This window comes from Micromonospora reichwaldensis, from assembly GCF_031845925.1.
Taxonomy (GTDB): domain Bacteria; phylum Actinomycetota; class Actinomycetes; order Mycobacteriales; family Micromonosporaceae; genus Micromonospora; species Micromonospora reichwaldensis.
Genome location: NZ_JAVRFL010000002.1, coordinates 174,792 through 186,310, shown reverse-complemented (window position 1 = coordinate 186,310; position 11,519 = coordinate 174,792). Strand labels below are relative to the sequence as shown.

The window sequence follows — 11,519 nt, the reverse complement described above, 5'->3', positions numbered from 1 at the left end:
TTCGAGCAGGGACAGGTGGAAACAGCTCCGCAGTCCTTCATGACCCGATCGGAGGAGATCATGGGAAAGCTAGGAACCCGCATCGCGGCGGCAGCGGCAGCGGCCGTACTGACGGTCACTGCTCTTGTCGTGACCAGCGCTGGCGCATCCGCGAGCCCGAGTACCGTGGCGGCAGCCGCATGGGAGAACGACCAGGTCGTAGCCGCGTCTTCACCCGGCTTGTCCAACTCCGTGTGCCAGGCCGGCCCGTACGGCAAGTCGTGTTTCCAGAAGTACGGCGACAAGTTCTGGGTGGTGGACACCTACACCAACGGTCGCGGCCACTATGCCCAGTGGGAGAACTGGCTGCACAACGGAAGCACCTGGGTGTTGTACCGCCAGGGCACGTGCAGCAACGATCTGACCACCGGGGTCTGGGGCTACTGCAACAAAGAGTTCTATGAGGACAGCACCAGTCCCAACGCGCTCGGCGGCCGCGGCAGCGGAATCAGGCTGTACTCGTGCGACGCTCTGGTCGGTTGCCAGGGGTACACCTGGATCCTCAACAACGGCTAAGGCGGACGATGGGGTCGAAGACTGGTGACCGGAGCCGCTCTGCGACCCCATCCTGCGCCGACTGACGACTGAGCCCAGAGGCGGCGGGGCCGATCGACGCCCTGGAGCCGGCGAGATCTTGGCAGGAATCGGCCCTCGGAGGGGCCCGAATCTGCCAAGATCTCATCGCGCTGCGCCCGCCGGTCGGATCGGTGGGACCCGCTGATCATGAAGTTCCTCGAGTTCTACGGCGGCGGCGGCCGCGATCTCCACCCGTCCCGGCTGGCGGAGGGTTGGGGCGCGCCCCTTCGCACACCGGCCGCCGGGTCATGATCGAGCCGCCGTACCACGTCGCCATCCTGCCCGCCGGCGTGTACCCGGGACCGCTCAGGGACGCAGGATCAGCCGGATCGGGTCGCCCTGCTTGGTGTGCACCCGCCGCACCGCCTCCTCGGCGTCGGCCAGCGGCAGCACGTCGCTGATCGACGCCGACAGGTCGAGCCGACGCTGCCGGGCCAGGGACACCAACTGCTCGACGTGCTCGGGCTCCGAGCCGTAGTGGCCGAGCACCGCCTGCTGGAAGTAGGTGAACGGGCTGTCCGAGGCGATCGTCACCGGCTTGTTGGCGATGCCCGCGAGCACCAGCCGGCCCCGGCGGCCCAGCACGGTCAGCGCCTGCTCGCGTACGGCGGTCACCCCGGCGAAGTCGAACGCGACGTCCAGCCCCCGCCCGTCCGTCAACTCCAGCACGGCGTCGCGGAACGCGGTGTCGGCCGGGTCGAGCACCGCGTCGGCCCCCAGGGCCGCCGCCCGGTCCCGCGCCGCGGCCAGCGGTTCCACCGCGATCACCGGGGCCGCGCCCACCAGGCGCAGCAGTTGCACGGCGTGCGCGCCCAGCCCGCCCACGCCCCACACCCCGACCGCCTCGCCGGGGCGGGTCCGCGCGGTGTCCGTCACCGCCGCCCAGGGGGTGGAGACCGCGTCGGGAATGATGCAGGCCTGCTCGAAGGGCAGGTCGTCCGGGATCGGCACCACCGTGCCCTCGCTGGCGACGACGTACTCGGCCCAGCCGCCGTCGTAGTCCACGCCCCGGGTCAGCACGGTGCCGCGCCGGTCCCGCTCCCCCGCCTGGAGCAGCACCCGCTGGCCGGGCTGCCAGCCCTCGACGTCGTCGCCGAACGCGTCGACCACCCCGGCGACCTCGTGCCCCAGCGTCACCGAGTCGCCGGGCAGGTACAGCGGCGTGAGGGTGCCGTCGATCAGGTGCACGTCCGACAGGCAGACCCCCGCCGCCTCGACCCGGACGCGCACCTGCCCGTCCTGCGGCTCGGGCACCGGCACCGACTCCATCCGCAGCGCCCGTGCCGTCAGGTGCAGCCGTCCGGCCAGCATGTCCGCCACCGCGCGCCCCCTGCCCGGCCCCCGGTCGGGTGGCCCTCGACGGGTGGGCATACCCGGCCGGGCGGGAGGAATGCGCGTGCCGGCCGCCGGGGCCCGGGGCGGCAGCGGGTAGCATCCGGGCCCGTGGGCGTGCGATTCGAGGAACTGGCCTGGCGGGAGACCCCGATCGGCCTCATCAGCCTGCGCCGGCGCCGCGACCCGTCGCTCGACGTCGAGGTGTACGAGGTCAAGCTCGACGACGAGTACCTGATGTCCAGCCTCTTCCCCGTCGCGGAGATCGAGCTGGCCCGGCTGGGCCTGGCTCCCCTGTCCGGGCAGGGGCTCGACGTGGTCGTCGGCGGCCTCGGCCTCGGCTACACCGCCCGCACCGCGCTCTCCGACGACAGGGTCGGCTCGCTGCTGGTCGTGGAGGCGATCGAGGACGTCATCGACTGGCACCGCCGGGGGCTGCTGCCCTTCGCCGCCGGGCTGGCCGCCGACCCGCGTACCCGGTTCGTGCGGGCCGACTTCTTCGCCGCGGTGGCCGACGGCACCGGCTTCGACCCGCGGGAGCCGGGGCGGCGGTTCCACGCCGTGCTGCTCGACGTGGACCACTCGCCGCGCAACGTGCTGCACCCCGGCCACGCCCCCTTCTACACCCCCGACGGCCTGCGCCGGCTCGCCGCCCACCTGCACCCGGACGGGGTGTTCGCCCTCTGGTCGGACGATCCGCCCGATGCCGACTTCGAGGCCGTCCTCGCCGAGGTGTTCCGCACCGCGCGGGCGCACGTCGTCCCGTTCGCCAACCCGCTGACCGGCGGGCAGTCGGCCAACACCGTCTACGTCGCCCAGCGCTGACGCGGTCACGGACGCCCCGCCGAGCGGCGCCCGGAACGCTGCGCCGCCTGGACGAGAACCGCAGAAACCGGACGCCCCCGCTGCTCCACCTGGCCGGATCCGCCGAGCACCCGCCGAACTGGCAGCGGGACGCCGCGCCTGATCGGGACCGACGCCCGCAGCACGCGCCGCCGACATCCACTCGCGATCTTGGACAGTTGTCGTTACCCGAGGACGACAACTGTCCAAGATCCACCCGGTCGGCCGGGCGGCGGAGCGGCCGCGCCGGACGGCCTCGGCGGTGGCGACCGTGCCGGGCCTCCTCGGACGCCGGTCAGTCGGATGGTCGGCGGAGCGTCGCGGCCCTGCGGGCGTGCGCGGCGTACTCCCGTACCGCCAGCTTCCGGGCGGTGCTGGCCGACGCGGCGGCCCGGACCACGACGGTGAGGTCAGCGACAGTGTCCACCACCGGCGTGCCGCGCGAGGACTTCGCCGGTCGTGGCGGCATGGCCGGGTGCGGGGCGGGAAGCCAGACGGCCAGGCCGCGCCGCGCGGCCGGAGTCACGGGAGGTGGACATGCGAGCCATGCTCTGGGCCGTCGGCGTCGTCGCCGGCGCGCTCGTCCTGCTCGGGCTGCTGCTGGAGGCGGTCCGCTGGCTGGTGATCATCGGCGTGGTGGCGCTGGTCGCGGTCGTCGTCATAGGGGTGGTCAAGGGCCGGCGGGCGGTGCGCCATTCCGCCGGGCACCGCTGACGGCGAGCGCGGCGGCCAACTCCTCGTCGTAGGTCGCGATCGGGCGCCCGTCGGCCGCGTAGGCGACCAGCCGGCCGTGGGTCATGGTCGCCGACCGGAACGAGAACGTCCGGGGGCCCGGGTAGGGCGCGAGCAGTGGAATGACCCGGGGCGCGCCACCGGGGGCGGAGTGGTATTCCAGCCGGGCGACGGCGGGCGACACCACCCCGTTGACGCGGACCTTGGTCTTCTCCCTGCGGGTGCCGAAGGTGACCGGCGCGTCCGTGCCGTACGCGGCGCACTCCGCCGGGCCCCGGCAGACGAAGAAGTAGCGCGGGTTGGCGACGTCGGAGAGCGCGTACGCCTTGAAGGTCGGATCGGCGCCGGCGGGCAGCGGCTGCACGGCGAAGAACGCCACGGCCAGCGCGGCGGTCGTGCCCACCCGCAGCCAGCCGCGGGCCGCCGGGGTCCGTCGGCCCGCGCCGGCCGCGGCCAGCGCCGCCCCGCCGAACCCGGCGAGGCAGAGCACACCGACGCCGAGGGCCCGGGCGTTCTCGAGGAGGAACTGCACCCCGGACGTGGTCGAGACCGGCCTGAGCGCCACCCCCAGCGAGACCACCATGGTCACCAGCAGGGCGCCGCCGGCGACCCGCCGGGCGACCCCGTCGGCCCCGATCAGCAGCATCGCCGCCAGCACCGGCCAGATCTGGTGGTGCGTCCAGGACACGGGGGACGCGGCGACGGTCGCGCAGCCGACGAGCACGGCGGCGTGGCCGGGGCGCCCGTGCGCCGCCAGGTGCCGGGCCCGCAGCAGGGCCACCGCGCAGACGACGGCCACCAGGGCCGCCCAGAGCAGCGGGAGCGACTCCTGGTCGAGGCCGAGGCGCAGCAGCATGCCGTGCACCGACTGGTTGCCCAGCGAGGCCAGGTTGCCGATCCGGGACGTCTTGCGTACCGCCTCGGTCCAGTACGTCCAGCTCTCCGCCGGGAGAACCACCGCGCCCAACGCGGCGCAGGCCAGGAACGTGACGACGGCCCGCCCGGCGTCCCGGTAGCGGCCCGTGACGAGGAAGTAGACCACGAACAGCAGCGGGGTCAGTTTGATCGCGGCGGCCACCCCGACGAGCACGCCCCGCAACCGGGCCGGAGGGACGCCCATGCCGTCGAGCAGCGCGAGCAGCACGATGAAGACGCTGACCTGGCCGAAGCGCAGATTGCTCTGCACCGGCGCGGAGAGCATCAGGGCGCAGGCGATGGCCGGCACGACCAGGTGCCGCCGAGGCCCCCCGGCCAGTACGCGGCCGACCGGCACCGCGATGGCGACCACCGCGAGGCAGATCAGCGCCAGCCAGACCCCCTGCACGACCCCCTCGGCGACGGCCGAGACCGGCCAGAGCACGAGCGCGGCGAACGGCGGGTAGGTGAAGGGGCCGCCGTTCTCGGCGGCGAACTCGTACAGCGGCCGACCGGCCTGCAGGTGCAGCAGTGCGCCACGATAGATGTGCAGGTCGGAGAGGCGGTCGGGGCGAAGCGTGACGAGCGCCGACGACCCGGCGGCGAGCAGGACGAACACGGACCAGAGCGCCACGACCCGTCGATCCCGCACCGTCGGAGTCTACTGCCGGGGCCGGTCGGACGGGGGGACCCCGACCGTTACCTACGAGACCGTAGGTTACCGTCAAGTAGGAAATGGTCCGGCACGCACGGAGGAGAGACATGGACCTGAGTGCCGAGCGGCCCTGGCTGCGCAGCTACGCCCCGGGCGTGCCGGCGACCGTCGCGCCGTCCGACGAGTCGCTGGTCGACCTGCTGCGCGACGCCGCCCGCCGCTTCGGTCCCCGGATCGCCCTGGACTTCTTCGGCGCCACCACCACGTACGCCGACCTGGACGGCCAGGTCAGCCGGGGGGCCGAGGCGCTGCGCCGGCTCGGCGTCGGCCGGGGCGACCGGGTGGCGCTGGTGCTGCCGAACTGCCCGCAGCACGTGGTCGCCTTCTACGCCGTGCTGCGCCTCGGCGCGGTGGTGGTGGAGCACAACCCGCTCTACACGGCGCAGGAGCTCACCCGGCAACTCGCCGACCACGGCGCCCGGGTCGCGGTGGTCTGGGACAAGGTGGCCCCCCTCGTCCGCGACGGCCAGGACGCGACGGCCGTCGAGACCGTGGTCGCGGTGGACCTCACCCGGGCCCTGCCCCGGCGCAAGCGCTGGGCGCTGCGGCTGCCCCTGGCCCGGGCGCGGGCCACCCGCGCGGCGATGACCGGGCCCGCGCCCGGAGCGCTGTCCTGGGAGCGGCTGGTGGCCGAGGCCACTCCCCTCGACGCCGCGCATCCCGCCCCCGGTCCGGACGACACGGCGCTGTTGCAGTACACGGGCGGCACCACCGGCACGCCCAAGGGCGCCATCCTGAGCCACCGCAACCTGCGGACCAACGCGGCGCAGGGCCGCGCCTGGGTGCCGGGCCTGCGCGACGGCGAGGAGACGGTGTACGCGGTGCTGCCGCTGTTCCACGCGTACGGGCTGACGCTCTGCCTCACCTTCTCGGTGGGCATCGGCGCCACCCTGGTGCTGTTCCCCCGCTTCGACCTGGACCAGACGCTGGCGGCGGTGCGTCGCCGGCCGCCGACCTTCCTGCCCGCCGTCCCGCCGATCTACGAGAAGCTCGCCACGGCGGCCCGGGAACGCGGGATCGACCTCTCCTCGGCCCGGTACGCCATCTCCGGCGCCATGGCGCTGCCCCCGGCGACGGTCGAGCTGTGGGAGTCGGTCACCGGCGGGCTGCTCGTCGAGGGCTACGGCATGACCGAGACCTCCCCCGTCGCGCTCGGCAACCCGGTCTCCCCCGCCCGCCGGCCGGGCACGGTCGGCGTGCCGTTCCCGTCCACCGACATCCGCATCGTCGACCCCGAGGACCCGTCGCGCGACCGCGCCCCGGGTGAGGCGGGCGAGCTGCTGATCCGGGGGCCGCAGGTGTTCGCCGGCTACTGGAACCGCCCGGCGGAGACGGCGGCGGCGCTGCTGCCCGACGGCTGGCTGCGTACCGGGGACGTCGTGGTGGCCGACGCCGACGGCTTCGTCAGCGTGGTCGACCGGATCAAGGAGCTGATCATCACCGGCGGGTTCAACGTCTACCCGTCGGAGGTGGAGGACGCGCTGCGCCGCGTTCCCGGCGTCCGCGACGCCGCGGTGGTCGGCCTGCCCGGCGAGCACGGCGGCGAGGAGGTGGTGGGGGCGGTCGTCCTGGACGAGGGCGCCGAGCCACCTGACGAGGCGGGCCTGCGGGCCGCGTGCCGGCGGCACCTGGCCGGCTACAAGGTGCCCCGCCGCGTGGTCGTCGTCGAGGACCTGCCCCGCTCGCAGATCGGCAAGGTCCTGCGCCGGGAGGTCCGCGACCGGCTGCTCGCCGACGGCTGAGACCGTCGGGCCCGGCGCCGCGATGGCGGGTGAGGCGCGGTCGCCCCGGCCGCCGACCGGTCAGGCGACGGGCGGGCCGGCCCGCAGGACGCGCCGGGCCCGGCGGCGGTCGAGCCACCGCGGCTCGGGTGGGTCCGTCGGATCGACGCCGGTGACCAGATCCAGCAGGATCAGCGCCCAGAAGCCGGCCGCGCTGAGCATGTTGCGGGCACGGCCCGGCTCCGGCGCTCCCGGCGGCAGCACGACCTGCGCCCACCGCCAGGCCACCCAGGCGATCTCCCGGTCCGGGTGGTGCCGTCCGGAGCGGCTGAGCAGCCGGACCTCGCGTCGCGCGGGAGCCGGCAGCCGCCACCAGCCCCGCAAGGTCTCCAGCCGTTCCTCGGCTCCGTCTGCGGGCGGCGGAACGGTCACGTCACCGGGGTTCATGGCTGGCAAGGATAGGCGGGCCGCGCACCAACGATCCCGGCGGGACAGCGCTCCCCGCGCGAGCGGCGGCACAGCGCTCCCCGCAGGGGCGGCGGGACCGGCGGGGGCGGGTCAGAACCAGTCGTCGCGCATCTCCAGCGTGGTCCGGTCGAGGCTGTCCAGCAGGTCGAACTGCGGGCCGGTGCGGGGCAGCTCGTGCCGGAAGAAGTACCGGGCGGCCTGCCGCTTGCCGGCGTACAGGTCGGCGTCCGGGCCGTCGCCGGGGCCGCCGGCCGCCTCGACGACGAGAAGCTGCTCCAGCCACATCCACGCGATCACCACATGGCCGACCGCCTCCAGGTAGACGCTGGCGTTGGCCAGCGCCACCTCCGGGTCGCCGGTGCTCCACAGTCGCCGGGTGACCAGGGCGACCCGGTCGAGGGCGGCACCGAGCGGGGCGGCCAGCTCGGCGGCCTCGCCCCCGGCCTGCCACGCGCGGGTGGTCGTGGCCCGGACCGTCTCCACCAGCAGCGCCAGCCCGGCCCCGTCGCGCATGGTGACCTTGCGACCCAGCAGGTCCAGCGCCTGGATGCCGTGGGTGCCCTCGTGGATCGGGTTGAGCCGGTTGTCGCGCCAGTGCTGCTCGACGTCGTAGTCGCGGGTGTAGCCGGAGCCGCCGTGCACCTGGATGGCCAGGTCGTTGGCGGCCAGGCACCACTGCGACGGCCAGCTCTTCGCGATCGGGGTGAGCACGTCCAGCAGCAGCCGCGCCCGATCCCGCTCCGCCGCCTCCGGTGCGGTCTTCTCCTCGTCGAGCAGCCGGCCGCAGTACAGGACGAGCGCCAGGGCGCCCTCGACGTAGCTCTTCTGCGCCAGCAGCATCCGTCGCACGTCCGGGTGGGCGACGATGGGCACCTGCGGCGTGGCCGGGTCCTTGTCGGCCAGCGGTCGGCCCTGTGGCCGCTGGCGGGCGTACGCGAGGGACTTGAGATAGCCGGTGTAGCCGAGGGCGGCGGCGCCGGCACCCACCCCGACGCGCGCCTCGTTCATCATGTGGAACATCTGCGCCAGGCCCTGGTGCGGCTCGCCGACCAGGTAGCCGACCGCGCCGGGGCGCCCGCCGGGCCGGTGCACGCCCTCGCCGAAGTTGAGCAGCGTGTTGGTGGTGCCCCGGTAGCCCATCTTGTGGTTGAGGCCGACCAGCACGACGTCGTTGCGGGCGCCGAGCGCGCCGTCGTCGCCCAGCAGCACCTTCGGGACGATGAACAGCGAGATCCCCTTCACCCCGGGCGGGCCGCCGGGGATCCGGGCGAGCACCAGGTGGACGATGTTCTCCGACAGCTCGTGGTCGCCGCCGGAGATCCACATCTTGGTGCCGTGCAGCCGGTACGTCCCGTCGTCCTGCGGCTCGGCGCGGGTGGTGATGTCGGCGAGCGAGCTGCCGGCCTGCGGCTCGGACAGGCACATCGTGCCGAAGAAGCGCCCCTGCACCATCGGGCGGACCCAGGTGTCGATCTGCTCGGGGCTGCCGTGCGCCAGCAGCAGGTTGGCGTTGCCGAGGGTCAGCAGCGGATACGCCGAGGTGCCGGCGTTGGCGGCCTGGAGCCAGGCGAAGCAGGCGGCCCGTACGACGTGCGGCAGCTGCATGCCGCCGACGGACGCGTCCATGCCGGCGCCCAGCAGCCCGGTCTCGGCGAAGACGTCGAGGGCCTCCTTGACCTGCGCGATGGTGTGCACCCGGCGGCCGTCGAAGGTGGGCTCGGCGAGGTCGGCGGCCCGGTTGTGCGGGGCGAACCGCTCGACCGCGACCCGCTCGGCGAGCTCCAGCACGGCGTCGAAGGTCTCCCGGGAGTGCTCGGCGTAGCGGTGCCGCTCGGTCAGCCGGGTCACGTCCAGCCAGTCGTGCAGCAGGAAGCGCAGGTCGCGACGGGAGAGCAGGGTGGACGACACGGGTCTCCTTCCGTCGACGGGCGGGCCGTCGGCCGCGGCGCGGCCCGGCGACGCCCTCGCGCAGGTCATCCTGTCTGATCCGGCCGGCCACCGCATCACCCGACGCCGCGCCGTCGGGTCGGCCCGGGCCGTGCCGCGGCGACGCCGCCGGGTTCCCGGCCGGCCCTCCGGCCGGGGGCGAAGCGCCACCGGCGCCCGCGGCCACCGTGCTGGCGGCCCACGTCCGTCCCCCGCCACCGGCGCACACGGCCCCCGCGCTGGCGGCCCACGTCGTTTGCCCCCGCTACCGGCGGCGGCGGGGACGACCGCTGTCGGGGTGGGCGGAGCGGGGCATCACACCGCAATCCGGACAGGTTCTTGCCATAGCGATAGACAGGTCCCTATCCTCGCTGGAAAGCGCTTTCCGGGCACGGGCGACGGCACCACCACGAGCGGATCTTGGCGGCCTCGCGGCCGACGCCGACGACCTCGACGGTCGAGGCCGGGGCGGAACCGCCGACCCGCTCCACATCGAGAAGAACACCTCCACAGCCGGGTCGACGAGCGACCCGTCCGGCGGCCGGCGACACGTCGGCAGCCTCGACGGCCCTGCCGGCCGGACCACGGCACGTGACAGCAACACCCCGCATTTCATACGAAGGTGAGGCAAGGATGAGACGACCAGTCGCACTGCGACTCCAGGTGGCACTGGCCACGACAGCCGTCGGGGCCGCGCTCGGCGTGGCGGCCCTGCCGATGCAGCAGGCGTCGGCAGCCGCCGGCGCCGCCACCGGCTACGCGACCCAGAACGGCGGCACGACCGGCGGCGCGGGCGGGCAGACGGTACGGGTCAGCACGGGCACCGGGATCCACACGGCCCTGTGCACCCGGGCCAGCAGCAGCACCCCGATCATCATCGAGGTGCAGGGGACCATCAACCACGGCAACACCGCCAAGGTGTCGGGCGACAGCTGCAACACCGCCGCCGGCGTGATCGAGCTCAAGCAGATCAGCAACGTCACGATCATCGGGGTCGGCACCGGAGCCGTCTTCGACCAGCTGGGCATCCACATCCGCGACTCCAGCAACATCATCATCCGGAACGTGACGGTCCGGAACGTCAAGAAGTCGGGCTCGCCCACGTCCAACGGCGGCGACGCCATCGGCATGGAGAGCACCGTCCGCAACGTCTGGGTCGACCACGCCACCCTGGAGGCCTCGGGCGGGGAGTCGGAGGGGTACGACGGCCTCTTCGACATGAAGGACAACGTCCAGTACGTGACGCTGTCGTACAGCATCCTGCGCAACTCCGGCCGTGGCGGCCTCATCGGGTCCAGCGAGAGCGACCGCTCGAACGGCTTCGTCACGTTCCACCACAACCTGTACGAGAACATCGACTCCCGTACGCCCCTGCTGCGCGGCGGCATCGCGCACATCTACAACAACCACTACGTGAGCCTCCACGAGTCCGGCATCAACTCGCGGGCCGGGGCCAGGGCCAAGGTGGAGAACAACTACTTCCGGAACTCCAAGGACGTCCTGGGCACCTTCTACACCAGCGAGGCCGGCTACTGGCAGGTCGCCGGCAACGTCTTCGACAACGTGACCTGGTCCAGCCGCAGCGGCGACAACAACCCGGCCGGCCCGAACCCGGTGTCCAACACCAGCGTCAGCATCCCGTACTCGTACAGCCTGGACGGGGCCGCCTGCGTGCCGGACGTCGTCCGCCAGACGGCCGGCGCCAACACCGGCCTGCGGGAGTCGAACGGCAGCTGCTCGCCGCAGACGCCGGCACCGACGCCGACCACCCCCACACCGGGGCCGACCACCAGCCCGACGCCCGGGCCGACCAGCAGCCCCACCCCTGGGCCGACGAACCCGCCCAGCGGGAGCAACCTGAGCATCGGCGCCGGCTCCGACGGCTCCAGCAAGGCCGACGGCACGAGCTACGGCAACGTGCGCGACGGCAGCCTGAGCACCCACTGGTCGCCGTCGGGCGCGACCGGCGACATCTCGATCAAGTGGGGTTCCGCCACCAGGGTGGCCCGGGTCGTCATCCGTGAGCCGTCGGGCACCCAGGGCAGCATCGGGTCCTGGCAGCTCGTCAACCACGGCACCGGCGCTGTCCTGGCCTCCGGCAGCGGGGCGGGCGTCATCACCTTCTCCGCGACGTCCCTGACCAAGATCACGTTCAGGATCACCGGTTCGAGCGGCGCGCCGAAGGTCGCCGAGTTCGAGACCTACGCCAGCTAGATGCAGCTCCCGCCGCCGTCCGGGACCGGCGACCCGGT

10 protein-coding genes are annotated in these 11,519 nt (G+C 73.7%); 5 read left to right on the top strand and 5 right to left on the bottom strand.

The genetic code is table 11. The annotated features are described in order from the left end of the window. Positions 1–15: 15 nt before the first annotated feature. Positions 16–555 (top strand): hypothetical protein, encoded by a 540-nt coding sequence (locus RM555_RS02065; protein ID WP_311410158.1) that lies wholly within the window; start codon positions 16–18, stop codon positions 553–555. A 366-nt stretch (positions 556–921) separates the two neighbouring features. On the opposite strand, the gene RM555_RS02060 is transcribed toward RM555_RS02065, so the two are convergent. Then, positions 922–1,926 (bottom strand): zinc-binding dehydrogenase, encoded by a 1,005-nt coding sequence (locus tag RM555_RS02060; RefSeq protein ID WP_311410272.1) that lies wholly within the window; start codon positions 1,924–1,926, stop codon positions 922–924. Positions 1,927–2,058: 132 nt separating this feature from the next. Between RM555_RS02060 and RM555_RS02055 the strand changes: the two genes are divergently transcribed. Further along, on the top strand, positions 2,059–2,772 hold the full coding sequence (locus RM555_RS02055; RefSeq protein WP_311410157.1) for a polyamine aminopropyltransferase: 714 nt from the start codon (positions 2,059–2,061) through the stop codon (positions 2,770–2,772). Positions 2,773–3,085: 313 nt separating this feature from the next. Here the strand turns inward: RM555_RS02055 and RM555_RS02050 are convergent, their stop codons facing one another. After that, a complete protein-coding gene (locus tag RM555_RS02050) occupies positions 3,086–3,316 on the bottom strand; it encodes a hypothetical protein (RefSeq protein WP_311410156.1) in 231 nt (76 codons plus the stop codon). An 11-nt stretch (positions 3,317–3,327) separates the two neighbouring features. On the opposite strand from RM555_RS02050, the gene RM555_RS02045 reads away from it, so the two are divergent. Beyond that, on the top strand, positions 3,328–3,504 hold the full coding sequence (locus RM555_RS02045) for a hypothetical protein (protein ID WP_311410155.1): 177 nt from the start codon (positions 3,328–3,330) through the stop codon (positions 3,502–3,504). Here RM555_RS02045 and RM555_RS02040 read toward each other — a convergent pair. Further along, entirely contained in the window at positions 3,461–5,089 is a 1,629-nt protein-coding gene (locus RM555_RS02040) for a glycosyltransferase 87 family protein (protein ID WP_311410154.1), read from the bottom strand. The two genes, RM555_RS02045 and RM555_RS02040, sit on opposite strands and share 44 nt — an antisense overlap. A 110-nt stretch (positions 5,090–5,199) precedes the next feature. Here RM555_RS02040 and RM555_RS02035 point away from each other — a divergent pair, with 110 nt between their 5' ends. Beyond that, complete coding sequence (locus RM555_RS02035) at positions 5,200–6,894, top strand: long-chain-fatty-acid--CoA ligase (RefSeq protein WP_311410153.1); 1,695 nt, start codon at positions 5,200–5,202, stop codon at positions 6,892–6,894. Between the two features lie 60 nt (positions 6,895–6,954). On the opposite strand, the gene RM555_RS02030 is transcribed toward RM555_RS02035, so the two are convergent. Both RM555_RS02030 and RM555_RS02025 read right to left on the bottom strand, forming a co-directional pair. After that, positions 6,955–7,320, bottom strand: a complete 366-nt coding sequence (locus RM555_RS02030; protein ID WP_311410152.1) for a hypothetical protein — start codon at positions 7,318–7,320, stop codon at positions 6,955–6,957. 111 nt (positions 7,321–7,431) lie between these two features. Then, positions 7,432–9,249 (bottom strand): acyl-CoA dehydrogenase, encoded by a 1,818-nt coding sequence (locus RM555_RS02025; protein ID WP_311410151.1) that lies wholly within the window; start codon positions 9,247–9,249, stop codon positions 7,432–7,434. A 651-nt stretch (positions 9,250–9,900) separates the two neighbouring features. Between RM555_RS02025 and RM555_RS02020 the strand changes: the two genes are divergently transcribed. After that, positions 9,901–11,481 carry a pectate lyase family protein gene (locus RM555_RS02020; RefSeq protein ID WP_311410150.1) on the top strand — a complete coding sequence of 527 codons (1,581 nt, stop codon included), beginning with the start codon at positions 9,901–9,903 and terminating at the stop codon, positions 11,479–11,481. The last annotated feature ends 38 nt before the right edge of the window (positions 11,482–11,519 follow it).

What these genes read in the sequence shown, in the direction of transcription:
- RM555_RS02060 (WP_311410272.1), bottom strand. Translation starts at nt 1,926, where the DNA reads ATGCTGGCCGGACGGCTGCACCTGACGGCACGGGCGCTGCGGATGGAG.
- RM555_RS02045 (WP_311410155.1), top strand. Translation starts at nt 3,328, where the DNA reads ATGCGAGCCATGCTCTGGGCCGTCGGCGTCGTCGCCGGCGCGCTCGTC.
- RM555_RS02035 (WP_311410153.1), top strand. Translation starts at nt 5,200, where the DNA reads ATGGACCTGAGTGCCGAGCGGCCCTGGCTGCGCAGCTACGCCCCGGGC.
- RM555_RS02030 (WP_311410152.1), bottom strand. Translation starts at nt 7,320, where the DNA reads ATGAACCCCGGTGACGTGACCGTTCCGCCGCCCGCAGACGGAGCCGAG.
- RM555_RS02020 (WP_311410150.1), top strand. Translation starts at nt 9,901, where the DNA reads ATGAGACGACCAGTCGCACTGCGACTCCAGGTGGCACTGGCCACGACA.